General features: G+C 34.3%; 35 protein-coding genes and 2 tRNA genes. 15 read left to right on the forward strand and 22 right to left on the reverse strand.

Annotation, left to right across the window (positions count from 1 at the left end; translation table 11 throughout):
• Window positions 1–37 precede the first annotated feature (37 nt).
• The gene (locus SSOP1_RS02155) at window positions 38–1,018 is read left to right on the forward strand and encodes an aldo/keto reductase (protein WP_009988748.1); all 981 of its coding nucleotides are present in this window, start codon (window positions 38–40) and stop codon (window positions 1,016–1,018) included.
• Window positions 1,019–1,046: 28 nt separating this feature from the next.
• Here SSOP1_RS02155 and SSOP1_RS02160 read toward each other — a convergent pair whose 3' ends face one another.
• The 6 genes from SSOP1_RS02160 to SSOP1_RS02180 form a co-directional block, all read right to left on the reverse strand.
• Complete coding sequence (locus tag SSOP1_RS02160) at window positions 1,047–1,625, reverse strand: XTP/dITP diphosphatase (protein ID WP_009988745.1); 579 nt, start codon at window positions 1,623–1,625, stop codon at window positions 1,047–1,049.
• Entirely contained in the window at window positions 1,585–2,256 is a 672-nt protein-coding gene (locus tag SSOP1_RS02165; RefSeq protein WP_009988744.1) for a Kae1-associated kinase Bud32, read from the reverse strand. Before SSOP1_RS02165 ends, SSOP1_RS02160 begins: the two co-directional genes overlap by 41 nt.
• Window positions 2,244–3,239: a KEOPS complex N(6)-L-threonylcarbamoyladenine synthase Kae1 gene (kae1, locus tag SSOP1_RS02170; protein WP_009988742.1), complete on the reverse strand. Its 996-nt coding sequence runs from the start codon at window positions 3,237–3,239 to the stop codon at window positions 2,244–2,246. Before kae1 ends, SSOP1_RS02165 begins: the two co-directional genes overlap by 13 nt.
• Before the next feature lie 3 nt (window positions 3,240–3,242).
• Window positions 3,243–3,470 carry a 30S ribosomal protein S27ae gene (locus SSOP1_RS16050; RefSeq protein WP_010922972.1) on the reverse strand — a complete coding sequence of 76 codons (228 nt, stop codon included), beginning with the start codon at window positions 3,468–3,470 and terminating at the stop codon, window positions 3,243–3,245.
• Window positions 3,412–3,774 carry a 30S ribosomal protein S24e gene (locus tag SSOP1_RS02175; RefSeq protein ID WP_009988738.1) on the reverse strand — a complete coding sequence of 121 codons (363 nt, stop codon included), beginning with the start codon at window positions 3,772–3,774 and terminating at the stop codon, window positions 3,412–3,414. The genes SSOP1_RS16050 and SSOP1_RS02175 overlap by 59 nt, the downstream gene beginning before the upstream one ends.
• Before the next feature lie 66 nt (window positions 3,775–3,840).
• Window positions 3,841–4,644 (reverse strand): sulfide-dependent adenosine diphosphate thiazole synthase, encoded by an 804-nt coding sequence (locus SSOP1_RS02180; RefSeq protein ID WP_009988737.1) that lies wholly within the window; start codon window positions 4,642–4,644, stop codon window positions 3,841–3,843.
• An 89-nt stretch (window positions 4,645–4,733) separates the two neighbouring features.
• Between SSOP1_RS02180 and SSOP1_RS18090 the strand changes: the two genes are divergently transcribed.
• Entirely contained in the window at window positions 4,734–4,943 is a 210-nt protein-coding gene (locus tag SSOP1_RS18090; protein WP_009988736.1) for a TRASH domain-containing protein, read from the forward strand.
• Window positions 4,874–5,491 (forward strand): UbiX family flavin prenyltransferase, encoded by a 618-nt coding sequence (locus SSOP1_RS02185; protein WP_009988735.1) that lies wholly within the window; start codon window positions 4,874–4,876, stop codon window positions 5,489–5,491. The genes SSOP1_RS18090 and SSOP1_RS02185 overlap by 70 nt, the downstream gene beginning before the upstream one ends.
• Window positions 5,492–5,852: 361 nt before the next feature.
• On the opposite strand, the gene SSOP1_RS02190 is transcribed toward SSOP1_RS02185, so the two are convergent.
• From SSOP1_RS02190 to SSOP1_RS02215, 6 genes are read right to left on the reverse strand one after another with little or no spacing between them, the layout of a single operon-like run.
• Window positions 5,853–6,242, reverse strand: a complete 390-nt coding sequence (locus tag SSOP1_RS02190) for a hypothetical protein (protein ID WP_009988733.1) — start codon at window positions 6,240–6,242, stop codon at window positions 5,853–5,855.
• Between the two features lie 40 nt (window positions 6,243–6,282).
• Window positions 6,283–6,831 (reverse strand): tRNA-intron lyase, encoded by a 549-nt coding sequence (gene endA / locus SSOP1_RS02195; protein WP_009988732.1) that lies wholly within the window; start codon window positions 6,829–6,831, stop codon window positions 6,283–6,285.
• Window positions 6,832–7,479: a hypothetical protein gene (locus SSOP1_RS02200; protein WP_009988731.1), complete on the reverse strand. Its 648-nt coding sequence runs from the start codon at window positions 7,477–7,479 to the stop codon at window positions 6,832–6,834. It lies immediately after the preceding gene.
• A 25-nt stretch (window positions 7,480–7,504) separates the two neighbouring features.
• Window positions 7,505–7,909, reverse strand: coding sequence for a hypothetical protein (locus SSOP1_RS02205; protein WP_009988730.1), 405 nt, complete (start codon window positions 7,907–7,909; stop codon window positions 7,505–7,507).
• Window positions 7,906–8,271: a hypothetical protein gene (locus tag SSOP1_RS02210; RefSeq protein ID WP_009988728.1), complete on the reverse strand. Its 366-nt coding sequence runs from the start codon at window positions 8,269–8,271 to the stop codon at window positions 7,906–7,908. The genes SSOP1_RS02205 and SSOP1_RS02210 overlap by 4 nt, the downstream gene beginning before the upstream one ends.
• A complete protein-coding gene (locus SSOP1_RS02215; protein ID WP_009988726.1) occupies window positions 8,255–9,979 on the reverse strand; it encodes a glycine--tRNA ligase in 1,725 nt (574 codons plus the stop codon). Before SSOP1_RS02215 ends, SSOP1_RS02210 begins: the two co-directional genes overlap by 17 nt.
• Before the next feature lie 52 nt (window positions 9,980–10,031).
• Here SSOP1_RS02215 and speB point away from each other — a divergent pair, with 52 nt between their 5' ends.
• Window positions 10,032–10,925 (forward strand): agmatinase, encoded by an 894-nt coding sequence (speB, locus tag SSOP1_RS02220; RefSeq protein ID WP_010922974.1) that lies wholly within the window; start codon window positions 10,032–10,034, stop codon window positions 10,923–10,925.
• Here speB and SSOP1_RS02225 read toward each other — a convergent pair.
• Entirely contained in the window at window positions 10,912–11,058 is a 147-nt protein-coding gene (locus SSOP1_RS02225; RefSeq protein WP_009988725.1) for a DNA-directed RNA polymerase subunit P, read from the reverse strand. The genes speB and SSOP1_RS02225 overlap by 14 nt on opposite strands.
• A gap of 95 nt (window positions 11,059–11,153) precedes the next feature.
• Between SSOP1_RS02225 and SSOP1_RS02230 the strand changes: the two genes are divergently transcribed.
• On the forward strand, window positions 11,154–11,456 hold the full coding sequence (locus SSOP1_RS02230; protein WP_009988719.1) for a translation initiation factor: 303 nt from the start codon (window positions 11,154–11,156) through the stop codon (window positions 11,454–11,456).
• On the opposite strand, the gene SSOP1_RS02235 is transcribed toward SSOP1_RS02230, so the two are convergent.
• A complete protein-coding gene (locus tag SSOP1_RS02235) occupies window positions 11,446–12,375 on the reverse strand; it encodes a transcription initiation factor IIB (protein ID WP_009988715.1) in 930 nt (309 codons plus the stop codon). The genes SSOP1_RS02230 and SSOP1_RS02235 overlap by 11 nt on opposite strands.
• A gap of 159 nt (window positions 12,376–12,534) precedes the next feature.
• Between SSOP1_RS02235 and SSOP1_RS02240 the strand changes: the two genes are divergently transcribed.
• The 4 genes from SSOP1_RS02240 to SSOP1_RS02255 all read left to right on the forward strand — a co-directional run bounded on the left by SSOP1_RS02240 (window position 12,535) and on the right by SSOP1_RS02255 (window position 14,665).
• Window positions 12,535–12,607 (forward strand) — tRNA-Gln (locus SSOP1_RS02240).
• A gap of 241 nt (window positions 12,608–12,848) precedes the next feature.
• A tRNA-Gly gene (locus tag SSOP1_RS02245) sits at window positions 12,849–12,924 on the forward strand.
• A 179-nt stretch (window positions 12,925–13,103) separates the two neighbouring features.
• On the forward strand, window positions 13,104–13,688 hold the full coding sequence (locus SSOP1_RS02250) for a helix-turn-helix domain-containing protein (protein ID WP_009988714.1): 585 nt from the start codon (window positions 13,104–13,106) through the stop codon (window positions 13,686–13,688).
• On the forward strand, window positions 13,685–14,665 hold the full coding sequence (locus tag SSOP1_RS02255; RefSeq protein WP_009988713.1) for an aminotransferase class I/II-fold pyridoxal phosphate-dependent enzyme: 981 nt from the start codon (window positions 13,685–13,687) through the stop codon (window positions 14,663–14,665). Before SSOP1_RS02250 ends, SSOP1_RS02255 begins: the two co-directional genes overlap by 4 nt.
• Here SSOP1_RS02255 and SSOP1_RS02260 read toward each other — a convergent pair.
• Genes SSOP1_RS02260 through SSOP1_RS02270 form a run of 3 tightly spaced genes read right to left on the reverse strand, consistent with a single transcriptional unit; the run spans window position 14,662 to window position 16,120 of the window.
• A complete protein-coding gene (locus SSOP1_RS02260) occupies window positions 14,662–15,099 on the reverse strand; it encodes a GtrA family protein (protein WP_009988712.1) in 438 nt (145 codons plus the stop codon). The genes SSOP1_RS02255 and SSOP1_RS02260 overlap by 4 nt on opposite strands.
• 37 nt (window positions 15,100–15,136) lie before the next feature.
• Window positions 15,137–15,847, reverse strand: coding sequence for an alanyl-tRNA editing protein AlaXM (gene alaXM / locus SSOP1_RS02265; RefSeq protein ID WP_009988710.1), 711 nt, complete (start codon window positions 15,845–15,847; stop codon window positions 15,137–15,139).
• A complete protein-coding gene (locus SSOP1_RS02270) occupies window positions 15,848–16,120 on the reverse strand; it encodes a hypothetical protein (protein ID WP_009988709.1) in 273 nt (90 codons plus the stop codon).
• Here SSOP1_RS02270 and cdvB1/B2 point away from each other — a divergent pair.
• Window positions 16,074–16,835: a cell division protein CdvB1/B2 gene (gene cdvB1/B2, locus SSOP1_RS02275; protein ID WP_009988708.1), complete on the forward strand. Its 762-nt coding sequence runs from the start codon at window positions 16,074–16,076 to the stop codon at window positions 16,833–16,835. The two genes, SSOP1_RS02270 and cdvB1/B2, sit on opposite strands and share 47 nt — an antisense overlap.
• 64 nt (window positions 16,836–16,899) lie before the next feature.
• Entirely contained in the window at window positions 16,900–18,042 is a 1,143-nt protein-coding gene (locus tag SSOP1_RS02280) for a tryptophan--tRNA ligase (protein WP_009988707.1), read from the forward strand.
• Here SSOP1_RS02280 and cbp1 read toward each other — a convergent pair.
• Window positions 18,011–18,463, reverse strand: coding sequence for a CRISPR DNA repeat-binding protein Cbp1 (gene cbp1, locus SSOP1_RS02285; protein ID WP_009988704.1), 453 nt, complete (start codon window positions 18,461–18,463; stop codon window positions 18,011–18,013). The genes SSOP1_RS02280 and cbp1 overlap by 32 nt on opposite strands.
• Before the next feature lie 55 nt (window positions 18,464–18,518).
• On the opposite strand from cbp1, the gene SSOP1_RS02290 reads away from it, so the two are divergent.
• Genes SSOP1_RS02290 through SSOP1_RS02300 form a run of 3 tightly spaced genes read left to right on the forward strand, consistent with a single transcriptional unit; the run spans window position 18,519 to window position 20,525 of the window.
• The gene (locus tag SSOP1_RS02290; protein WP_009988703.1) at window positions 18,519–19,241 is read left to right on the forward strand and encodes a DUF72 domain-containing protein; all 723 of its coding nucleotides are present in this window, start codon (window positions 18,519–18,521) and stop codon (window positions 19,239–19,241) included.
• 8 nt (window positions 19,242–19,249) lie between these two features.
• Window positions 19,250–19,810 carry a LysE family translocator gene (locus SSOP1_RS02295; protein WP_009988702.1) on the forward strand — a complete coding sequence of 187 codons (561 nt, stop codon included), beginning with the start codon at window positions 19,250–19,252 and terminating at the stop codon, window positions 19,808–19,810.
• Window positions 19,800–20,525 (forward strand): 5-formyltetrahydrofolate cyclo-ligase, encoded by a 726-nt coding sequence (locus SSOP1_RS02300; protein WP_009988701.1) that lies wholly within the window; start codon window positions 19,800–19,802, stop codon window positions 20,523–20,525. The genes SSOP1_RS02295 and SSOP1_RS02300 overlap by 11 nt, the downstream gene beginning before the upstream one ends.
• On the opposite strand, the gene SSOP1_RS02305 is transcribed toward SSOP1_RS02300, so the two are convergent.
• Complete coding sequence (locus SSOP1_RS02305; protein WP_009988699.1) at window positions 20,496–20,846, reverse strand: helix-turn-helix domain-containing protein; 351 nt, start codon at window positions 20,844–20,846, stop codon at window positions 20,496–20,498. The genes SSOP1_RS02300 and SSOP1_RS02305 overlap by 30 nt on opposite strands.
• Before the next feature lie 98 nt (window positions 20,847–20,944).
• Between SSOP1_RS02305 and SSOP1_RS02310 the strand changes: the two genes are divergently transcribed.
• Entirely contained in the window at window positions 20,945–21,163 is a 219-nt protein-coding gene (locus tag SSOP1_RS02310; RefSeq protein ID WP_012713887.1) for a hypothetical protein, read from the forward strand.
• On the opposite strand, the gene SSOP1_RS02315 is transcribed toward SSOP1_RS02310, so the two are convergent.
• The 3 genes from SSOP1_RS02315 to SSOP1_RS17350 are packed head-to-tail and all read right to left on the reverse strand — an operon-like array spanning window position 21,157 to window position 22,772.
• The gene (locus SSOP1_RS02315; protein ID WP_010922978.1) at window positions 21,157–22,047 is read right to left on the reverse strand and encodes an Mrp/NBP35 family ATP-binding protein; all 891 of its coding nucleotides are present in this window, start codon (window positions 22,045–22,047) and stop codon (window positions 21,157–21,159) included. The two genes, SSOP1_RS02310 and SSOP1_RS02315, sit on opposite strands and share 7 nt — an antisense overlap.
• A complete protein-coding gene (locus tag SSOP1_RS02320) occupies window positions 22,048–22,611 on the reverse strand; it encodes an adenylate kinase family protein (protein WP_010922979.1) in 564 nt (187 codons plus the stop codon).
• Window positions 22,608–22,772: a hypothetical protein gene (locus SSOP1_RS17350; protein ID WP_012716328.1), complete on the reverse strand. Its 165-nt coding sequence runs from the start codon at window positions 22,770–22,772 to the stop codon at window positions 22,608–22,610. The genes SSOP1_RS02320 and SSOP1_RS17350 overlap by 4 nt, the downstream gene beginning before the upstream one ends.
• Window positions 22,773–22,774: the final 2 nt, after the last annotated feature.

Genomic DNA, 22,774 nt, shown 5'->3' on the forward strand with positions numbered 1-22,774 from the left:
TTATTTAAAATGCAATGATAATAATGGTCGATATTACATGCTCTACAGACGCATAGGTGATACTAACATTACGGTATCTGAAATAGGTATAGGGGTATGGAGTTTGGTTACCGATTGGTGGGGAGCTGATACAAATAAGGCGGAGGATATAATAAGAAGGGCGTATGAAGTCGGAATTAATTTTTACGACACCGCGGACACCTATGGAGAGGGTAAGGGCGAGGAAATTATTGCAAAAGTTTTAGAGACTAAGAGAGATAATATAGTAATATTAACTAAAATAGGATATGACTTTTATCATAAAGAGGGAGGTAAGATACGACAAAGATTTGATATACCATATCTTGAATTTGCTTTAAAGAGATCCCTAGAAAGATTAAGAACAGACTATATTGACATACTTATGATTCACAATCCTAAGATGAATGCTATCAAAAATCTAGAGATCCTATCTTTTCTTAGATCGTTAAAGAAAGATGGAATAATAAGAATGTATGGTGTCGCATTAGGCCCAACATTGGGTTGGGAAGAGGAGGGAATTGAGGCCATAAATATGGGTTACGAAAGTCTCGAGTATATATATAATATCATTGAGCAAAGACCAGGGAACAAGTTCCTAAAGTACGAGAAAGTAGGCCATATAATAAGGGTGCCGCATGCTTCTGACGTTCTAAATGAGGACAAATGGCCACTAATTTCTGATCCTAAGCTTCATAGGTCGTTAAAGGATATTAAATGGCTAAATGAAGGAATCAAGAGAAGCTTAAAATTAAAGGAATTTGCAAGTTCTAAAGGAATGACGTTATCTGATCTAGCACTGAAGTTTATCCTCTCTAATAAGAACGTATCCACAGTGATTCCTAATATAACTTCCATAAATGAATTGGAGAAATATGTAAAAGTTGAGAATTTGTCAATTCTTACTGAAGATGATTTAAAATATATTGGAGAATACTATAGGAAATATTATGAAGATCTAAATGAGGATAGTATAAAAGAAACTTTAAGGTATAAGTAGGTTATTTTATTAATTACTACTTATATATTTATTCTTTTTCAGTATAACTCTCTAAGAATTCTGCAAATTTAGCAAAAGCCCTTGCCCTATGAGAGTACCTATTTTTCTCCTCTAATGACATCTCTGCGAAAGTTCTCTTTTCTCCTTCAGGTATAAATATAGGGTCAAATCCGAAACCTAAATTACCTCTAATCTCTTCAGAAATAGCTCCCTTTACGATCCCAATAAATGTTTTAATTATTTTTCCGTCAGTAAACGTTAGTGCAGTCATAAAATAGGCAGACCTATCTTTTATTCCTTCGAGCAATTTTAGTATACCTTTAAGCCCTATTGTATTCTTAACAAAATTAGTATAGGGACCAGGGAAATTCTGTAATGCTTGCACGAATAATCCGCTATCATCTACTATTAATGGCCTCCTAAATATCAAATATGCCAAATTTGCTGCAGTTCTAGATATTTCTTCTAAGTCATCACTTTGTATTTCTATTTTCTCTCCTCTCAGATGCTCTAACTCTATATTAAAATTCTTTGCAATTTCCTTCAGCTCTATAAATTTATTTTCATTATTCGTTAATACTCCTATTTTTACGCCTCTCCTCAACATATCTACCTCTCATCCTAATATCCTTTACTAGTTCTAATATCTCATCAGTCTTTCTTCCCATGATTTTTCTGTAACCCTCTATAAATGCATCGTATATTATATCTTTAAAATCAGAATGTACACTTTCTAAAGATCTCAGAAATACATGCAAATCTGTTGCGAAATCCTCCTCATCTTGAGTTCTTCTTGATAAGCCGAAATCTATTATGAAGATATCGTCATTTGTAGAGCTTAAAATTAGGTTATTGGTAGTTAAATCACCGTGTGCTATTCCAATATTATGCAACTTTCCCGTAAGTTCCCCTATTCTCTTCCCAATATTAGGCAACAATTGTGTAGGATTATTTGTGTTTATAATATCTTTTACTATCTCTCCTTCTATATATTCAATTACCAATAAATAATTATTAGGATCTATAAAAAGTACTGCGGGTACGTTCACGTCATTTTTCAGTGCAGTATAAATTATCTTTGCTTCTAGTATTGTCCTCTCATAGTTAATTTTGTGATCTAGTTCTGGATTTCTATAACTTTTCTTGATCCTTTGCTTAAATATTGCATGTATGCCTAAAAAATACCCTTCATATATGTTGGATTCTGCGCCACGCTTAATTAACCTTAATTTCTCCAAGGAATATCAACCTCATCTACTCTCCATCTAGGCCTTATGTATGATTTATCAACGTCAATAAATACACCTTTAGATGCAGCTAACATACCGGCATAGGCTATCATCGCTCCGTTGTCTCCCGCAAATTCTGGAGGTACTATTTTGATTTGTACATTCCACTCTTTTCCTAACTCTTCTAATTTTTTTCTCAAACTCACACTTGCTGCTACTCCTCCAACTATCATTAATTCCTTCTTTGAGGTAAGCGCTAATGCCCTTTCCGTAGCCTCTAACAACATGTCAAATGCTATTTCCCTTACTGAGTAACAAATATCTTCTAACTTTTCCTTGCCAACAACCCTTAAAGCTGCTGTAAGTAATCCGGAAAATGACATATCTTGACCTTTAACAACGTAAGGTAATTTAAGCAATTTATTTCCCTTCTCTGCACAAATATCAATTACATGTATTCCATTTATAATATACGGTGGTGCCAAGCTCACCTCTCTTACAAATACATCCATCATGTTTCCTAATGCAATATCTAATGTCTCCCCAAAAACCCTAAATCTTCCTTTATAGAAAGTGGTTATTATCGTATTTCCACCTGAGAGGTATAAGATTAGAGGATCTCTGGCTTCAGTTGTTAAATACCCTATTTCAATATGTCCTATACCATGGTTTACTGGCACTAGTTTCTTATTATATTTCAATGCTATTGCTCTCGCTAGTGTAGCTCCAACTCTCAATGCTGGTCCTATACCTGGCCCTAAAGCTACCGCTATATAATTAATATCGTTTATACTAATTTTAGCCTTCTCTAAGGCTCTTCTTAATATAGTAGCTGAGACCTCAGCATGATGTTTTAATAGATCCCCAGGCTTCATACCCCCTTCTTTAGGAATAAAAGTATCCCTTTCATTCGCCAATATATAAGGTGGCGAATCTCTTACTATTCCTACGCCGAAGGTGTGAGCAGTTGACTCAATACCTAATACAAACATATTTTATCTTTTCTTAGAAGCGCCTATAAACTCAGTGTAACCACACTTTCCACAAGACCATCTTTCATTTGGTTTTAGGTGATGAGCCATTATACTTCCACATCTAGGGCATTTCTTATTTTTCAGCTTTACCTTATTCCCTTCGATCACGTAATAAGTCCTTACTATTGCTTTAACCTTTTGCTCCTTGGCCACCTTTGCTTCCTCCTTTCTTTTGTTTAGTTCCAGCATCTCTATCTAATAAATATTTTGGCTCAACTTTCTCTAATATTTCACGGGATTTATAAATATGTAATTTCACGTTACTTATGCCAGCTCCATAGCTTGTAGATATCTTTCTTACCACTACTAAGTTTTCTTGGGAACCCAAAGCTTGAATTATTGCCTTTATTATATCTTTCCTGGATGGGGTTCCGCTCCCCATATGATAAACTTTTAATGAGATTTCACGCCTACCTATGACAGAATTTTGCATATCCCTTTCTATAATCCCTTCAGCCTTATCTGAGATCTTCACTTTAGCTTGAGACTCCATTCTATTTCACCATTTTTAAAAATACGTATCAATTTAAGGTTTACTGTTTTAAACGTTATCGCTTTACTAAGCCCTTATTTCGCTTTTTAGGAGATCCTTAGTGATCTCCCCCGCTACCGCTTTACCAGAAAGTACCATAGCTCCAAATATTGGCCCCATTCTAGGTAATCCCTTTACTTCGGTAACTGCCATTCCGGTAGCGTATAAACCTTCTGCAACCTTTCCAGTGTTAATTACTGTTAATTCTTCAGCCCTTTCGCTATATGCTGATTTTTCGCCAGGAATAACTATTCCTAATTCTGGTATTTTTCTCGCAGCTACTGATATTACTTCAGCGTCATGACCAGTTGCGTCAACTACAGCTTTAGCTGAAATAAATATAGGATCCACATGAAGGCTTGCCATTTGCGTTGCTGTCCACTCTACTGCCACTCCAGCTACTCTTAAAGGATTCTCTCTAAATATTACATCATCTACGGTAACTCCATGAATTATTTTAGCACCAGCATCTATCGCGGCAGTGGCTAATTTGGCCATGAATTCAGCCGAATCCACAACGTAAACTCCCTCTTCTACTTCCTTTAACCTTATATTGACTTCTCTTAGAATCTCGTCTGCGGGCTTTTCTATTATTAATTTATGGAATAGCATTGCCCCTCCGCCTATTCCTCCGCCGAAACTTAACCTTCTCTCAAACACTAGCGTCTTTAATCCAGCTTTAGCTAGGTAGTAAGCTGCAGATAATCCAGATGGTCCTGCTCCTACTATTACAACATCAGACTCTACAAATTGGTACCAATCTTCCATTGTTTCCTTAATTATGTACCTACTTATCTTGACTTCATCTACTTGCTTAATTTTAACTTCCATAATCTAAAATGATATAACTTGCTTATAAATTAACTTTTATAATGTTATACATAGACAAGGTTTTTTTATAGCCAGAACGAGTGATAAGTATGCCATTGCAATTAAATACTAGTACGGTTACGTTAAAGTGCAACTGGTGTGGTACTATCATAAAGGAAAATCCAATAGTAGTTAAAACATGTTGTAATAATAAACCGTGGGTTTTTTGTAGTAATAGGTGTTATCAACAATGGTTAGCGGAATGGTTAAGGAAGCAGGAACAAAGAACAGGAGGGAAAAAACAAAGAGGATTATTATAGGGATAAGTGGGGCAAGTGGAACAATATACGGTATTAGGACTGTCCAATTTCTAAATGAGCTTGGTTATGAGATACATATCATAATTTCTAAAAGTGCGGAGAAAGTAGCACAAAAGGAACTAGGTATCAATTTAATCAATGAACTGAAGAAGTATTCCTCTTATATTTATAATCAATCCCAGATCGAAGCTTCACCTTCTAGTTCAAGCTTTTCCATAACTTCAAAAGGTATGATTATCATTCCATGTAGTATTAAAACTCTTGCAGAAATTGCAAATGGTATTGGATCGAATCTTCTATCCAGAACTGCATTAAATTTCATCAGAACAAATAAAAGGTTAGTTCTAGTAATTAGGGAAACCCCATTAGGTGCTATAGAACTTGAAAATGCCCTAAAGTTAGCTAGATTGGGGGTTTATATAATGCCAGCTTCTCCTGCCTTCTATATCTTACCAAAAAACATTGATGACATGATTAACTTCATTGTAGGCAAGGCTTTAGACTTACTGGGAATAAAGCATGATATATACAAGAGATGGAAGGGATAGTATGAAAACCTCTAATCCTAGTAGCAGTTTTCTGAAAACAACGCGTAATATAAACTGTTCATATTCATAATCCAAATTAGAGCATTGGTCTAATGTTAAATACTTGGAATTATTTTTGTAAAAGATTTTGTGTTCCTCATAGACTAATATCCCATTATCATTCATTTCCTCTCTGCCTTTTTTGGAGATTTTACTTAGTACCTTTAATCATCTTCCTTTTATAGAACTATCTCCATAACTGATTTAATTCTAGTCTTTCATTGAGTAATTTAATTTCTAGATTTTTAAAAATGTGTACACTTATCTATGTTCTACAAGCTTTCTATACACATCATTACAATCCTTAACTTATAAAATAGAGTCATAAGACATCTAATCCTTTTTTGCCAAATTTCTTAGATATTATCTCTTTCATTTTATCGTCGTAATCCTCTTTTTCAAGTTCTTTTTCAATTTCATTATCCCTTTCATTCTTCTTGTTAATGGCAAATGCGCATTTGTTACCAGGTAATAGTGCTCTCTTTTCACAATAAGCGTATTGGCATTCACCAGTTATACATACATCTCCTACCCATCTGCAATAGCCGACTTTGTATGGATTCCCTTTTGCGTATTTTACTTGAACTAATAGTGCTCTCTTATTACACCTGAAATATGGACACAAATAGTTACACTTATCTCCTAAAGGCATTGGTTTCTGCTCATCAGTAAAGGAGGGCTGTCTTTCAAAGCCTCTATTTCCGTTCCTCAAACTACTTATACCCCCAAACTTTTAGACAATCATATTAAACTTACATTTTGACCCATTTAAACATTATGTATCTTATACCTTCACTTTTACGATCCACTAGAGCCAATACTAATCTCTTTTTAGTGCTATGTGAGACTCTACCGAAACTCAATAGTTCATGAGGTGTGATTTCCTCATCAATATCAACAGCAATAACGACATAGGGTGCATGTTCTAATCCTGGCCCTAATGTATATACCGCAAAGTCCGCTCCATACTTTACTCCAGATCTAACTATAAATCCTTTTTCCCTTAAGTCTTCATAAACTTTGTATAAGATCTCGAATTTATTAATCTTCATTGCACTATATTCATATAATTTCTTATACTCAAGAAGGTCGCCATTTTTATCCACAACATTAATTAAACCCTTCTTAGTTAGATATACACTTTCAATTAGTGACAATTCCAGAGGTCTAACTATATCTTTAGGGCCTTTTGGCTTAGAAATTCCTATGGGTTTTCCATAGAAACCATTTGAATAAAGGTATCTTGACTCATCTATACTTGGAACTAGTACTTTAGATCCTACCAATAAAGCTTTTACCATCTACATCCTCTCATATGCGATATAGGTTATATTGTCAGCAGAACTCTTCAATAGATCCTCACTATCTTCTAATCTGTCAGCTATATCTTTAAGTAACATTATATATGAGAAGTCAGCGAGCTTCTTCTCAAATAGTGCTAATTCTAAACTCCTATACAATTCATCTATTTCTTGCTCCAATTTTATTACGTTACGTGCATTTTCATAGGAATTTTTCGGGTTGACAGATAGTAATCTTAATGCCTCTATGAAATAGGTAATAGATGTAATTATTTTTTCACAGATAACTATAAGTAATCTATTTATTACGTTGTCAATATTCATTTGTTTAGATAGTATAACACTTAGCCTATATGTAGCAGCGTCTAGGTTTTGTGAAACTTTCTCTAAATTATTCAATATTTCTACATATAAATCCTTATCTAATAATCCTTCTCTTATTTTGAATATATATTCACCTAATCTGTATTTGCTAACCTCTATATCGTTTTTTATACCGTTTACCTTAGAATAGATTTGCATTGCATTTACATTTGAATTACTGGTATTAGATAGGAATTCATACAAAACTCTAGTTTCATCCAATAATTTTAATGATATTTGTTGCAATTGCTCCTCTATTGCAAGTGTAGCTATTCCTTCACCCATTGTGAGTTAAAACAGTCATTAAAGTTTAAAAATTAAGATGTGACACACTATTCATAATCTTTTCTATTTGTTCTAAATCTTTATCTATTTCAATATTTACCCCCTTTCCTTTCAAATAATTATTCAGATTATTTAGAAGTTCTTTTTCATCCTTTAATCCCACTATTACCAAATAATTAACTAAACCAAGCGCTTCTTCTTTAATTTGATTATCGGTTGTTTTATCTATATTTTGGATTATAACTTCTAATCCTTGGAAGAGTTCTTTTCTAACTCTTCTCATCCTCCTAACCAGTCTAGTAGCTTTTCCTATGTCAGGGTTGGGAAAAGCTACCAAATTCTCTAACTCATTCAAATATTCAGTATGATCATTTATTATTGTTTCAAAATCAAATAATACTCTACTTATTACCATATCACTTTCATTCATTTATAAGCCCTCGCAGTTACCGTACTATTATCTTCTATGCCCAATGTAACCAGATCTTGAGGATTAGCCCAGACCTCTAATTCTGGTATCCCCTCTTGCAATATAGCTTTTAATCTTATTCTTTTCCCTTTAACTGATATTTCAATATTATCAGTAATCCCTAGATCTTTTGCTAATTTCGATGAAATTATTGCAAACCCCTTATCAACATCGTTTCTTTTTCTGATCTTGATTCTTTTCTCCTTTGGTGGGGCTTTGTTCCCCTTTAATGCTGAAGCTGGAGGTATAACACTAACAAGGGTTTTTATATCAACCTTTTTCTCCTCTTCCTTTTCATTCTCGTTACTACTCATTACTATCATTCACCTCAATTCCAATCTTATTAAAGGCTTCCCCTCTAAATAACTTTTCTAGAGAAATCTTAAGATCATCTATTTTAACTCTAACTTGCTTCCAGCTATCCCTATCCCTTATTGTTACGCTGTTATCTACTAGTGTCTGAGGATCAACTGTAATAGCAAAAGGTATACCAATCTCATCAGCTCTGGCATATCTTCTTCCAATACTTCCAGAATCGTCGTATAACACTTCATATTTTTCGGAAAGACTTTCTCGTATTTCCACTGATTTTCTAATTAGTTCTTCTCTCTCCAGTAGTGGAAAAACTGCAATGTCATAAGGAGCCAGATGTCTAGGTAAGGATAGTAAAACTCTGCCCTCTTTTTCCTTGTATGCACTTAATATCGTTAAGAATAATGTCCTTTCCACACCGAATGAAGGCTCTACAACATGTGGTATGAAGTGCTCACCGTGAACCTTCTCTTCTCTCTCAACAATATTTATGAACTCACTTAAAGGTTTGTCATCTATCATCACGTTGTTTCTAATCATTTGTTCAATTTCCTCGGCGGATTTCCCATTTAACAGTTCCATGATCTTTTTTCTTAGTTCCTTATCCTTTAATTTAGTATTGTTAACTATAACAGTCTTCTTTTTAATCATTTTAGGTTCTTTATATTTTCTGAAAATAGTCAAATCTTGTCCACTATATTTCATATGTCTTGATAAATCATAATCTCCTCTATATGCATGACCAGAAATCTCAACCTTTATACCATTAATTACAGCTATTTGGTCGAAAGTCTGTTTAGAATAATGTGCTCTCTCGTAAGGTAACTTTTCCTCAAAATAAAATTCATTAATACCTAACGCCTTGACAAAACTCGATGCTACAGCCATCCAATATGCCATCCAAGGCTGGATAATGATTTTTTCTCTTACGCTCTCTTCTAACTTGAACTCTTGTGGTTTACCATCTTTTTCCTTTTCACTTGCAGTCAAAATATTGAGCTTAGTATCCTTAAATCTATACAACGGTATATTTTCAATATTATTATCCTCTGGGTCTATGAAAAACTCAATCTCCATTATGGTGAACTCCCTCATTCTTATTAGTCCTTGTCTAGGTGAGATTTCATTTCTACCTACTTTCCCTATTTGAGCTATTCCAATAGGTAATCTTTGCCTAGTAGCCTCGTATACGCGTTTAAATGCAGTGAACATCCCTTGAGCAGTCTCTGGTCTAATGTAACCTAAATTACCAGTATAAGGACCTATGTTAGTGGTAAAAAGTAAATTAAACAATCTTACTTCTCCCAACTCGCCCCCACAATATTGGCATCTTATGTTGTTTTCTTTTATTATCCTCGTTAGTTCTTCTGGCTTAAGACCCTCTACGCTTTTCTTTAATATGTCTTCGATTAAATGGTCAGCCCTATATATTCTTTTGCAATTATTACACTCCACGATAGGATCTGTAAAACTTTCTACATGCCCACTAGCTTCAAACACTTTAGCTGGTCCTATCATTGGACTTTCTATTTCTACTACAAAATCGCCATTATCCTTCACGAAATATTTTCGCCATAGCTCTACTATTCTATTTTTAATCCTTACACCTACTGGTCCTATGTCGTAGAATCCCGCAACTCCTCCGTAAATTTCATACGATAACCAAAATATCCCTCTTCTTTTAGCTAAGTCCAACACTTTATCTATTACTTCACTCACAACTCTCTAACATTACAACAAGTTTATAAAGTTCTATGACCAAAATTAACGAGTGAGCGATGGAAGATTACTTTATTTAAATGAGAATAGTAGGAAATTTGCTGGATTTAACAAGGAAAAATCCCCATTTGTAATAATTGGAATACCTATGGACATTACGAGTAGTTATAGGCCTGGAAGTAGATTTGCTCCGTCTTCAATTAGAGAATCGGCTCAATATATTGAATTTTATTCAATACGAAATGATGTAGATATGGGGGAAATAGGTTTCAATGATGTAGGTGATATAATTCTACATCCTTCAAACGTTGAGGAGAATTTAAGTAGAATATCCAGTGTGATTAGTTATTTCCAAGAAAGTGGGAAGATCACTATTTCTATAGGAGGAGAGCATACAATAACCGCGGGAATAATAAAGGGGACTAAGAGAGAAGGATTATGCCTAGTTAGCTTCGATGCACATTTAGATTTAAGAGACGAGTATATGGGATATAGATATGATCACGCTTGTGTTATGAGGAGAATATCTGAATATGGTGTGAAAATTATTGAAGTCGGTACTAGGGCAGTTAGTAAAGAGGAAATAGAATATGCTAAACAAAAGGGTATACTCTTCTTCACCCCTCAGCAAATTAGACTTTTAGGAGTCAAGGAAACTGCAAGAAGAATAATTACCTCAACGCAAGAATGTAAATCGCTCTATATCTCAGTTGATATGGATGGGATAGATCCAGCTTATGCACCCGGCGTAGCAACACCAGAACCAGATGGATTAGACCCCACTAACCTGTTAGATATTATTAACTTAATTGCAGATAAAAGAGTTATAGGGTTTGATATTGTGGAAGTTTCTCCTTCTTATGACACCTCAGGAATAACTAGTGTATTGGCTTCCAGAATAATTCTGGAGACAGCAGCTACAGTTTATAAAGCTAGATCGCTTTAACTATTTTTATAGTAGGCTTTCTAACCATAAATATTATTTTGTAACCGCAGTATGGACATCTTACACCTGGCAATACTTTTAATTGTTCATCTGTAAACGTCTTCCAGCATTTACCACATCTATAGACTGCCATAGCAACATTTACTTTACGATAACGTTTATAAGCTTATCTGATAAAAAAGGATAGAAAGATTAAAAGGGGAGTGTATATAAAGATAATTTCTGAGAATGGCAGAAAATCTGTGTGGTGGTCTTCCACCAGACATATGTGAGCAACTTTCTAAGGAAGAACAATTTATTAAAATTAAAGTTGAAAAAAGAAGATATGGAAAAGAGGTCACAATAATAGAAGGATTAGGAGGTAATGATTCTGAACTTAAAAAAATAGCTTCTGAACTTAAATCCAAATTAGCAGCAGGAGGTACAGTAAAAGATGGAAAGATACTTATTCAAGGGGATCATAAAGAAAAAGTTAGGGAGATCCTAATAAAAATGGGATATGCAGAATCCAATATTCTAGTTATTGAGTAGGTATTGATATTTTTAGCTCTTGTGTTAACTCTTTATATCTGTTTCTCACAGTAACTTCCGTGACACCTGCAACTTGAGCTATCTCTTTTTGCGTTCTTCTTTCATCATGTAGTAATGATGCTATATAAATTGCAGCCGCAGCTAAACCAGCTGGATCTTTACCAGCAGTTAACCCAGAACCTTTCGCCTTATCTATAATTTCAGCCGCCGTTTTCATAACAGCTCCGCTTAGACCTAACAAGTTAGCTATTCTAGTTACGTAATCCTTGGGATCACTTACTGGTACACTAACATCTAGTTCTCTAAGTAATAGTCTATAGCATCTCGCTACTTCCTTTCTATTAGCCTTAGTATATTGGGCTATCTCATCCAAAGTTCTGGCCAACTTCATTCTTCTACATGCAGCGTATATTGCAGCTGCTACGACGCTTTCTATACTCCTTCCCCTCACTAATCCTTTCTCTACTGCTTTTCTATAGATTAATGCAGCCTCATCTTTAACTGATTTTGGTAAGTTTAGTAAATTCCCAATTCTTTCTAGTTCATTCATAGCTTGTGCTAAGTTTCTATCTATGGAAGATTGAATTCTCGCTCTAATTTGCCACTTTCTCCATCTCAATGCCTCAAGTCTTCTCTTAGGGTCTAAAGTTCTTCCCATAGCATCCTTATCTTTCCAGTCTATAAGAGTGGATAAACCCCTATCGTGAATAGTATTGTTTAAAGGCCCTCCAACTCTGCTTCTCTTTTCTTTCTCCTCTGGCGTGAAGGCCCTCCACTCTGGCCCTTGATCTATAATTTTATCTTCTAAAACTTCTCCAGTTTCAGAGCAAATGTACTCCCCCCTCTCTGCATCAAAGATAATCTTATCAGGAGGGCAAGGAGTGGATACGGATTTATTTTCTTCAGACAAATACAACACCCCAATTATATATAGCCACGAATAGTAAACCTTTTAAACTTTTCTGTTTCCTTACTTATAAATCTTTCTCCCATGTTCCCCATTATTTATCTAAAAATGAGAGAGGTCAGTATAAATTAAGCGTTAAGCTTAAATGATAAGTTAGAATAGTATAGAATTAGCCGGGTAGTCTAGTGGTCAAGGATCCAGGGCTTTGGCCCCTGGGACCAGGGTTCGAATCCCTGCCCGGCTACCTCTCGGCTAATTTAGTTTTGTTCTTCTTTACCTTTTTGAATATAAAATTTATATTGATTGAAAGGTCTTTTTACCTATATTAGACTAGTTTAATGTAATTTAGTAATATTACGAAGGTAACAGAAAAACCATAATATACTAGCTTTTACTAACGAGAGTTAAGATTAACTTAAGTAATGTTGAGAGGTCGTTTACGAGAGGAAAAAAATAAATACCTTGCGTTATCATTATTAAACAGTGCGGCCGTAGTCTAGCCTGGATTAGGACGCCTGCCTGCCACGCAGGAGGTCCCGGGTTCAAATCCCGGCGGCCGCATACAATACTTTTTTATTTGCTGTCGTTATTTATTTCTCCAAGACTTAATTTATTAGAAGTTTATAATTCTCGTTATGATGAGCCTCGTAGTTAATGAAAGGTGAATGAAGGTCTTGAGTGCTGAATTTTAATTGTTAGTAGATAAGTTTAAGTAGTATAAGTTTAGAGGTAATTATGTAATGCTGTTATACGTCGTAATAAAGACTCCTAATTTGCTTCAGTTTCCAGAATTTATTCCTAAAAAGGTTACAGTTAACATTCTGGATATAAGGGTTGATGGGGAGAAAGGTAAGCTACTTCTCGAGATACGTGGAGACGAAACCAGCGCTAAGCAAGTTTGTGAAGAACCTATTAAAGTTTCAAAGTATAAATTTATCTGTACAAATTATATTTCAAGTGAGTTACTTAAGATTTTATCGCAATATACTATAATGAATGGTGCTTTAACAGATGATGGAATTTTTTGGACTTTAATACTAAACGGTTATACAGAGCTTAGGGAATTACTTAACTCGCTAATAGACATTACAAAAGAAGTTAGAGTTTTAAAAGTTGTGAAAGCTGAAAAGAAAGATGCAATAACTGCAAGGCAGGAGCAAATACTAAGGATTGCATTAGAAGCTGGATTTTTCGACTATCCTAGAAGAATAGGATTAAAAGATCTGGCTAAAAAGTTAAACATCAGTCCATCTAGTCTAAGTGAAATTATAAGAAGAGCTGAAAAGAACGTAATTACAGCTTATTTTGAAGAGAGGGAACTATGAAACATGGAGGATACCCTTGGAAAAATGGAAAACCAGCTTTAGACGTTAAAGATTTTAGCGTGAATCTTAATCCTATGGGTGTACCTAAGTTCATTGAGGAATTAATTAATGAAGCCGTAAAACTTAAAGTATACGCGTATTATCCTCCTCAAAACCTTAGAGAGATAAAAGGTATAATTGCCGAAATTTACGGAGTTAATGAAGATTTAGTAGGAGTTTTCAATGGTGCTTCCGAGGTCATTAGTATACTTGACGAGAACTTCACTGTTCCACAGCCTAATTACAGTGAATATAAATTTCATAGCTATTATTTTGCAGAAGAACATGAAGACGAATTTGTTTTCGAGTTAAATCCAGGTAGGATATTAACTAGCAATCCAAATAATCCTACCGGATCTTTAATCAAATTAGACGAAATTGAGGAATTTCTTATAAATGAGAAAAACGAACTTATTCTAGATGAGTCATTTATTGATATAAGCTTGGCGGAAAGCGCGACTAAGCTAGTCAACGAATTCAACAATTTGACAATTATAAACTCATTTACGAAGAGCCTTGCAATTCCAGGATTGAGATTTGGTTTTTCAATAGGACATAAAAGTAAGGAACTGGAAAAACGTGTACCAATTTGGCGGATTAACTCTATTACCTATTATGTTATATCTAATTTAAATCCTAAGGAAGTAAGGTCTTTTTTTGTGAATAGCAAAATTAAGGTGAAGGAAATTTACGATAAAGTAGATGGCGTGAAGAAGCTGTTCAAAATGTATAAATCTTACGCGCCGTTTTTTCTAGTAGAATTTAAAATTCCCACGAGCCTGATTAACGATGAACTAATTAGAAGATGTAAATGCTATATAAGGGATGCTAGTAACTTTTTAGGGTTGAGGAATACCCATGCCAGAATAGCTTTGAAGAATGAGGTTATAGAATTGATTAATAATATAAATGAAATTATATCTGAAAAAGAAAGTTAAGCCCATACATACTTTAGACTAGTTATAAATCTTACTACAAACCCGGATACAATTCCAATGAAATTTGTTAGGACTAGGGTGAAGGTTGAAGCAGCGAGTTTACTAAAGAACAATATAAACACCGCATCAGAAATAGAAGAAATATGCAACAAATATACCAATAAAACCAATGCAACAATATACTGGACTATATTTCCAAGGTAAGAAGATCCATGGAATTTTAATAAACGATTAAGGTACGAATTATTCCTCTTATCTTTGAATGTCCATATATCATTTAAGACGAAATTAAAGATGAGTGAAATCTCGATTGCAATGGCTAGAGAAACCCCAATTGGTATAGTCTTAGAGGCTAAAACGTAAGTGACTTCATTTACAATTGTGCCTAAACCACCAACTAAAGCAAACTTAGCGAGCCTGATTAGTAATGACACAAAAATAGTTATCTGCCCAAACTAATAAATAAATTCCCTATGGTTTAACAGTATAGTAAACTCTCTTTCTCCCTTTCCCTTTGTTTTCAACTTTAAGTAATACTATTTCTCCTATTTCCTTGGTATTCTTAACGTGAGGTCCACCATCAGCTTGGATATCTATACCCGGAATCTCAACAATTCGCCATATGGGAATCTGTGGTGGATTTCTTCCAGCTAGTTTCACTATAGCTGGTATCATTAGAGCTTCTTCCCTAGGTAGAAAATAGATCTTCAACTCTATGTCTTTTTTGATTATTTCGTTAGCTTCATTTATTAACTCAATAAGGGTATCTTTATTTTCAACATTAAAATCGTCCTTAGCTTGTTCTGGGCTAATGTGCCCTCCGGTTATCAAAGCTCCGAATTTTCTATAAGCCAATGCAGCGACTATATGCGAAGCGGTATGTAATCGCATCATTCTATATCTTCTGTCCCAATCTATTGTGCCTATAACTTTTTCATTAACATTAAGGGAACCATTTTGATCTATCTTATGTAAAATCTCTCCGTTTTCTCCCCTTTTTACCTCAGTAACGCTTATTCTCTCCCCTTTCTCATTGACTAGGAATCCAGTATCGTTATCTAAACCTCCTCCACCTGGATAAAAAGCTGTCTTATCAAGTATTACGTAGTTACCTTCTATCCTAACTACTCTTCCCTCGAATTCTTTAATGTAAGAATCCTTTAGATAGAGTTCTTCTGTCATTTAGTTTAACTTGTTACCTTGTAATATAAATATTCCATTCTTGTGCTTGTAAGTTAAGGTTAATGGGTCTATCCTTATTGGTAACGATATCACTTTAATTATTCGGTTATTTATCGAATCAGTTATATAAATCTTGTTTCCGTCAGTATTTATCTTTACTCTATTATATTCTAGTTCTTTCCACCTAAGATCTAAGTATATTACCACGTTATCAGTTGATACGAAGATGTCGTATTCTGGATCTTCATCTTCTTTAATGAACGTGTTTGGCATATTACTTATTTCCGATTCTAATAATTTAAACTCTTCACATTATGTGTTTGATCTTATAAGAGTTGATGAGGTAAGATATATATTAGCCATGCTCGGAAAGGATTTTCAGAAAATGTGGGGTTATGAGGAAAATAAATTTAAAATAAAGGGCTCTAAAGAGCCCTTAAAATACAAGTTGGTTCAAGCTCACTATAAAATCAGCTCCATGATAAGTAGGCTTGACGCTTACATTTCCAGAATGCAAGAAAGAGATAAAATATTATTTGAAAGAGTCGTAGAAGCACAAATGTCTAAGGATACACAAAGAGCAGCAATGTATGCTAATGAGGTAGCTGAAATTAGAAAGATTTCCAGACAATTATTAACAACTCAAATTGCCTTAGAGCAAGTACAACTTAGATTAGAGACAGTAACTGAGTTAGGAGATGTGTTCGTAAACTTGATCCCAGTATTGGGTGTTATTGGTGAATTGAAGTCTGCCTTAAGAGGTATAATGCCTGAAGTTTCGTTAGAACTGACAGAATTAGGAGAAGGATTACAAGAAATAGTTACCGAGTCTGGAGAATTCACAGGTATGGGATCTTACGCAGCAGCATCTTCACCAGAGGCAAGGAAGATATTGGAAGAAGCATCTGTTGTTGCTGAACAGAGAATGAAGGAGAAGTTCCCAGACCTACCTGTCGGTACCGGATTAGCCTCTAAATCTAATTCCTAACCCTTGTAACCGCATATTTCACTTAATTTTAACCTTTTATATTTTCATGTATTTTCTTACTACAATGCCAGATGAATTTACTGTAACTCCTTGGGAAGTTAAGGGTAAAGTTGATTATGATAAACTAATTGTTCAATTTGGTACTCAGAAAATTACAGAAGAGCTGAAACAAAGAATTAAGAACTTAGCTGGGGATTTGCATGTCATGCTCAGGAGAAACGTATTTTTTTCTCATAGGGATTTAGATTTAGTTTTAAATGACTATGAGAAAAGTAAAGGATTCTTCCTATATACTGGAAGAGCGCCTTCCTTAGGTATGCATATAGGACATCTGATACCATTCATATTTACCAAATGGCTACAAGAGAAATTTAATGCTAATTTATACATTGAGATAACTGACGACGAGAAGTACATGAGAAATCCAGAATTTACATTAGATCAAACTAGGAGTTGGGCTTACGATAATATTTTAGATATAATCGCTGTTGGCTTTAATCCCGATAAAACGTTCATCTTCCAAGATACAGAGTACATAAGGAATATGTATCCTATAACAGTGAAAATAGCAAAGAAGCTGACGTTTTCAGAAGTAAGAGCTACTTTTGGATTAGACGCATCCTCAAATATAGGTCTCATATTTTACCCAGCCCTACAGATAGCTCCTACCATGTTTGAAAAGAAGAGATGTCTAATACCAGCCGGTATAGATCAAGATCCCTATTGGAGATTGCAAAGGGATATAGCGGAAAGCCTTGGGTATTATAAGGCTGCGCAGATACATAGTAAATTCCTTCCCCCACTCACGGGTCCAGAGGGCAAGATGAGTTCTTCAAACCCAGAAACGGCAATATATCTTGTAGATGATCCTAAAACCGTGGAAAGGAAAATCATGAAATACGCATTTTCAGGGGGACAACCCACAATAGAGTTACATAGGAAATATGGCGGAAACCCGGAAATAGATGTTCCCTTTCAGTGGTTATATTACTTCTTTGAGGAGGATGATAATAGGATTAAGGAGATTGAGGAGGAGTATAGATCAGGCAAGATGTTAACCGGTGAGTTAAAACAGATATTAATAGACAAACTAAATAATTTCTTAGAAGAACACAGAAGAAGGAGGGAAGAAGCAAAAGAACTTGTACATGTATTTAAATATGATGGTAAATTAGCTAAGCAGATGTGGGAGAAGATTCACGAATAGGTCTATATAAACCCATTTTCTTTAAGTGATACACCACGAGATTAGTTGAAATATTGAGCTCTTTTGCGATCCTATATATACTATTTCCTTTAATATACTCTTCTCTTATCTTCTCTATTTCCTTTGCATCCAACTTTCTTCTCTTTTTACCTAGATTGTATTTTTTAAGAATTCTTAATACGGTATTAAAGTTGATATTTAATTCCCTACTTATCCTATTTGCACTATAACCTTGTTTACCCATTTCTATGATTTTTTGTATTTTATCGTTAGGCACTTTTCCCCTGAAATTAACCTTAGCCTTAATTAGCATTCTACGAACCTTGGAATAACTTAACCCTAATTGATTTGCAATCTCTCTAATACTTAATCCTTCTTCATACATTTTCTTAACTTTTTCAATGTTTTCTTCCTCGCTCACGAGTTATGTGTATACTAAACCAATTATATTAATCTTTTCCCAAAATCTATGTAAGATGATAAAAATAGGTACATGTGGATTTACGAGAAAGCATTTCAATTATTTTGATGTTCTTGAGGTCCAAGAGACTTTTTACAACTTCTTATCAGAAGAAAGGCTAAATAAATTGAAGGAACTTTCTATACGGAATAAAGTTGAGCTAACTATTAAGGCTAATCAGATAATTACACATGAATATAATAGAATTACATATAAGAGATTTAAGAAAATTATTGGGGACGTCAAAAACTACGGATATTTTAGACCAACTAAAGAAGTTATGCAAGCTCTGGAAATCACATTAAATGAAGCAAAATTTTTAAATTCTAGGATTATAATATTTCAGACACCTCCATCCTTTGCACCAAATAATGAAAACATAAAAAATCTTAAAGACTTTTTCAGTATTCTAGATAAATCATTTATCTATGGTTGGGAGCCTAGAGGAGAATGGAATCAAAATCATGAAGTTCTGCTTAAAATATTTTCTCAAATTGATGTAATTCACGTAGTAGATCCATTCAAAAACAAGTCAGTAGATGATAAGCAAATTAGATATTTTCGACTTCACGGTTTAGGATCCAGCGAAGTTAATTATAGATATAAATACACTAAGGCTGATTTGGAGAAACTAAAGGAATATGTGTTATCTGAAAGGAAAGAGCTAATTTACGTCCTTTTCAATAACGTTTACTCGTTTGATGACGCTTTAAGTTTTAAAAGGATGATTGAAGGATAGTCTAATAAATGTTACTCACTTACTTGGGCTTAGGAATTATTCTTGGTTTATCCATGGCTGCACCTCCCGGACCGGTTAATGCAATGATCGCAAATGAGTCTATGAAATCGTGGCTTCATGGAAGTAGTATTGGGGCGGGAGCAATGACAGCTGATTTAATTTTCTTTATAATAGTTTACTTCATTCAAGGATACATCCCTACACCAATTAGAAATGCCCTATATATAATAGGTGGTATTTTCATGTTATATTTATCGTACTTAACAATTAGAGCTAAAATGCCTTCTAAGTCCATAAAAGGAAATTATTTCATAGGACTTTCCATGGGTTTAACTAATCCATACCAAATAAGTTGGTGGATTACTGTTGGAATTTCCATTATCAGGTCCCTTTCAATTTTAATAATACCGGGATTTTTTGTTGGTATACTAATATGGATAATAGCTTTTCCGAAGGCAGTAAATATGTTAGGATCAAAATACGTCAAGTATGTAAAGGTAATTTCATCTGTAATATTAGTCATATTCGGTGTCTACTTATTATACGAGGGTATTCTAAATGTTATCTAAGCAGGAAATAAGAGAATTAATATGGAGAAAATTAGAGGAGGGAAATATAGCACTGTTTCCGAGGCCAGTTTACGGTAGGATTCCTAATTTTAAAGGAGCCGAAGAAGCTGCTTTAAACTTAGTAAAGTGTAAAGAGTTCGAAAACGCCGAAATAATTAAGGTTAACCCTGATTCCCCACAATATAAGGTAAGAGAAATTGCGTTGAGACATAAGAAAAAGGTTCTAGTCCCTACTCCTAGATTAAGAGGAGACTTCTTTTTATTAGATCCTTCTAGAATTTCACCTTCTGATATACCAAGAGCTTCTAGAATATCCGGCTTTGAAAAATATGGAATAAGGATAAGTTTAGAAGATATAGTGAGGGTTGATTTCATGGTAGCTGGATCTGTGGCTGTTGACATAAATGGAAATAGGGTTGGCAAAGGTGAAGGATATAGTGAGTTGGAGTTTGCAATTTTAAGGGAGCTTGGTAAGGTAGATGAGAATACCCCTATTGCAACTACTGTTCATGATGTACAAATAGTTGATGAGATACCCTCAGAACCTTTTGATGTACCAGTTGATATAATTGCAACTCCCTCTAGGCTTATAAGGGTTAATAGGAAAAGAGAAAAACCAAAGGGAATTTACTTAGAATATTTAAGTAAGCAAAAAATAGATAATACACCTTTGTTGAGGGAATACTTAAAGAAAAGAGGATATAATAGTATGTAAATCTTTACAAGTTTCTTCTGATCTTTTAATAAGTTTTTTCTTTAGCTCCTCTTTATTGATACGGTATAAGAACTTTGGTCTTCCTCCTCTACTCACACTAGTTTTCTCTTTTTCTACTAATCCAGCATCAGCTAACTTCTTTAGTATTAGACTTGCCCTACTCTTGCTTATTCCTAATTCTCCAGCTATTGCATCTACATCTTTTCCAGTCTCACTACTTACTATCTTTATGAAGGCATCTACATCTGCCTCTGATAGACCATAGGCTACTATTAAGAACCTTTTCAATAAAAAACTTTTTTCGCTAATTTCAATACTCAATAAACTTTCACCAATCTTTATTTAATATTTTTTTATTTTTAAGTTTTTCCTTCATTAACCCTCAATTTTTTATTTGCATTTATATAATAAATATTATCATGAGTGCAGAGTTAAAACGCAAAATAATTGACATCGTATCTAAAGGTGATAAAACGTCCACACAAATAAGGGATGAACTAATTCAAATGGGGGAGGAGATTAATTTATTGGAATTTAGAAAAGTTCTAGCGAATTTAGTTAGAGAAGGACTATTAGAAAAATATCCAGTTTATAATGAAAGGAAATTTTATTTTCGACTTAAGTCAAAAAGCTATTGATTGGATTCAACAATTTTAATTACTTTGTCAGCTATATTTAAGAATTCTTTAGAAGTTGGACTGTCTGGATGTTTCAAAAAGAAGGGTTCTCCAGCATCATTAGCTTCTGCTATGGAAGGATCAAGAGGAACTTGACCTAAAAGGTCTACTCCCATTTCCTCTGCCATTTTCTTACCTTTACCTTCTCCAAATATATAATAGACTTTCCCATCACTTGGGCATACAAAATGGCTCATATTTTCAACTACACCTAATATTTTTGTGTTTACAGTTCTAGCGAAATTTATTGATTTCTTAACAGCTAATGTGGAAACTTCAGATGGTATTGTAACGATAACAAATCCTGTAATGCCAGGAACTAATTGAGCAATGGACAAAGCTTCATCTCCAGTCCCTGGGGGCATATCTATTATCAGATAGTCCAATTCTCCCCAATTAACGTCACCTAGGAATTGTTTTATCGCTGAATGTTTTATGGCTCCTCTCCATACTACTGGCGTATCGTCTCTAGGTAATAGAAAATCTATGGAAACAACTTTTATTCCGAAAGGCCCTATAACTGGATTTATTCCCTTATCATCGGCAGTTAACATTTGTCCTCTAACGCCTAACATTTTTGGCACTGATGGTCCATGGAAATCAACATCTACTATACCTACTTTTCTACCGCTCGCAGCTATAGCCATTGCTAGGTTAGATGAGACAAATGATTTACCAACTCCACCTTTTCCACTAACTACTCCAATCTTATATTTTATATTTTTCATCTTCATTTGTACTTTTAGATCAACAGCTTGAACTTGTTGGTTAACCTTTCTTAAATCACGAGGCTGTCTTTGAGGTTGTGGCTGAGGATTTTGAATTCTAAAAGGATTACTGCTCATCTAGATATCATTCTCATAGGAGCTAATAATCTTATCTAATTCCTCTAAAAATCTTTGTACTTTTGTATCAACTAACCATTCTATTGGTCCATCACATTGTTTATTTAGTATTTTATTTAATATTTGTTCTGTACTCATTTCTGTGGTATCTACTTCACACACCTTATCCTTAAAGGCTTCTCTAGCCTCTTGTGAGATCACTCCTAGAATTTCTGCCTCCACGTTCTCAGCTACTTTTATATCAGCCCAACCCCTTCCTTTTAGTTCATTATATAGAGAAAAAGGATTCTTCCTAAGGACAACTACTAAGTCAGCGGTAGATACCAATGAAGGGTATATAGTTTCAATCACGAGATGGCTAGTTGAAATAATTTTCTCTAATTCTTCCTTTACTTTATCCTCGTCTATTATATAACTTTGCCTAAGTTCATCATATTCCGTATAAAGTTTATTTTCTATAACAAATTGGGAAAGAGAAAGATAGTTTAGATTAAGCGCCTCAGAAAGTTTCTTTGAAGCTACGGTTTTTCCCACACCGGGTGTGCCAGTCACTATTATTATCATTGCTTCACTGCTAATATCGTTTCAATTGCAAATAAAACTATTGAAATCCCAACAAGGGTTATCTTCACAGCTCTATCTGCCTCACTTTTGATAATTTCATACAAACCGTATGGGAGCATTAAGAATCCTATAATTAATAGTATTTCCTCTACTAATATCATAA

The sequence above is a fragment of the Saccharolobus solfataricus genome, assembly GCF_900079115.1.
In the GTDB taxonomy this organism is placed as follows: Archaea; Thermoproteota; Thermoprotei_A; order Sulfolobales; family Sulfolobaceae; genus Saccharolobus; species Saccharolobus solfataricus.

Excerpts from the sequence above, each read along its gene's own strand:
- SSOP1_RS02255 (WP_009988713.1), top strand. The coding sequence starts at position 13,685 with ATGAAACATGGAGGATACCCTTGGAAAAATGGAAAACCAGCTTTAGAC.
- cdvB1/B2 (WP_009988708.1), top strand. The coding sequence starts at position 16,074 with ATGTCGTATTCTGGATCTTCATCTTCTTTAATGAACGTGTTTGGCATA.
- endA (WP_009988732.1), bottom strand. The coding sequence starts at position 6,831 with ATGGTAAAAGCTTTATTGGTAGGATCTAAAGTACTAGTTCCAAGTATA.
- SSOP1_RS02270 (WP_009988709.1), bottom strand. The coding sequence starts at position 16,120 with ATGCCAAACACGTTCATTAAAGAAGATGAAGATCCAGAATACGACATC.
- SSOP1_RS18090 (WP_009988736.1), top strand. The coding sequence starts at position 4,734 with ATGCCATTGCAATTAAATACTAGTACGGTTACGTTAAAGTGCAACTGG.
- SSOP1_RS02250 (WP_009988714.1), top strand. The coding sequence starts at position 13,104 with ATGCTGTTATACGTCGTAATAAAGACTCCTAATTTGCTTCAGTTTCCA.
- SSOP1_RS02175 (WP_009988738.1), bottom strand. The coding sequence starts at position 3,774 with ATGGAGTCTCAAGCTAAAGTGAAGATCTCAGATAAGGCTGAAGGGATT.
- alaXM (WP_009988710.1), bottom strand. The coding sequence starts at position 15,847 with ATGACAGAAGAACTCTATCTAAAGGATTCTTACATTAAAGAATTCGAG.
- SSOP1_RS16050 (WP_010922972.1), bottom strand. The coding sequence starts at position 3,470 with ATGCTGGAACTAAACAAAAGAAAGGAGGAAGCAAAGGTGGCCAAGGAG.
- SSOP1_RS02310 (WP_012713887.1), top strand. The coding sequence starts at position 20,945 with ATGAGTGCAGAGTTAAAACGCAAAATAATTGACATCGTATCTAAAGGT.
- SSOP1_RS02180 (WP_009988737.1), bottom strand. The coding sequence starts at position 4,644 with ATGGAAGTTAAAATTAAGCAAGTAGATGAAGTCAAGATAAGTAGGTAC.
- SSOP1_RS02205 (WP_009988730.1), bottom strand. The coding sequence starts at position 7,909 with ATGAATGAAAGTGATATGGTAATAAGTAGAGTATTATTTGATTTTGAA.
- SSOP1_RS17350 (WP_012716328.1), bottom strand. The coding sequence starts at position 22,772 with ATGATATTAGTAGAGGAAATACTATTAATTATAGGATTCTTAATGCTC.
- SSOP1_RS02185 (WP_009988735.1), top strand. The coding sequence starts at position 4,874 with ATGGTTAGCGGAATGGTTAAGGAAGCAGGAACAAAGAACAGGAGGGAA.
- SSOP1_RS02160 (WP_009988745.1), bottom strand. The coding sequence starts at position 1,625 with ATGTTGAGGAGAGGCGTAAAAATAGGAGTATTAACGAATAATGAAAAT.
- SSOP1_RS02225 (WP_009988725.1), bottom strand. The coding sequence starts at position 11,058 with ATGGCAGTCTATAGATGTGGTAAATGCTGGAAGACGTTTACAGATGAA.
- SSOP1_RS02300 (WP_009988701.1), top strand. The coding sequence starts at position 19,800 with ATGTTATCTAAGCAGGAAATAAGAGAATTAATATGGAGAAAATTAGAG.
- SSOP1_RS02200 (WP_009988731.1), bottom strand. The coding sequence starts at position 7,479 with ATGGGTGAAGGAATAGCTACACTTGCAATAGAGGAGCAATTGCAACAA.
- SSOP1_RS02210 (WP_009988728.1), bottom strand. The coding sequence starts at position 8,271 with ATGATAGTAATGAGTAGTAACGAGAATGAAAAGGAAGAGGAGAAAAAG.
- kae1 (WP_009988742.1), bottom strand. The coding sequence starts at position 3,239 with ATGTTTGTATTAGGTATTGAGTCAACTGCTCACACCTTCGGCGTAGGA.
- SSOP1_RS02230 (WP_009988719.1), top strand. The coding sequence starts at position 11,154 with ATGGCAGAAAATCTGTGTGGTGGTCTTCCACCAGACATATGTGAGCAA.
- SSOP1_RS02295 (WP_009988702.1), top strand. The coding sequence starts at position 19,250 with ATGTTACTCACTTACTTGGGCTTAGGAATTATTCTTGGTTTATCCATG.
- SSOP1_RS02315 (WP_010922978.1), bottom strand. The coding sequence starts at position 22,047 with ATGAGCAGTAATCCTTTTAGAATTCAAAATCCTCAGCCACAACCTCAA.
- SSOP1_RS02320 (WP_010922979.1), bottom strand. The coding sequence starts at position 22,611 with ATGATAATAATAGTGACTGGCACACCCGGTGTGGGAAAAACCGTAGCT.
- SSOP1_RS02280 (WP_009988707.1), top strand. The coding sequence starts at position 16,900 with ATGCCAGATGAATTTACTGTAACTCCTTGGGAAGTTAAGGGTAAAGTT.
- SSOP1_RS02155 (WP_009988748.1), top strand. The coding sequence starts at position 38 with ATGCTCTACAGACGCATAGGTGATACTAACATTACGGTATCTGAAATA.
- SSOP1_RS02290 (WP_009988703.1), top strand. The coding sequence starts at position 18,519 with ATGATAAAAATAGGTACATGTGGATTTACGAGAAAGCATTTCAATTAT.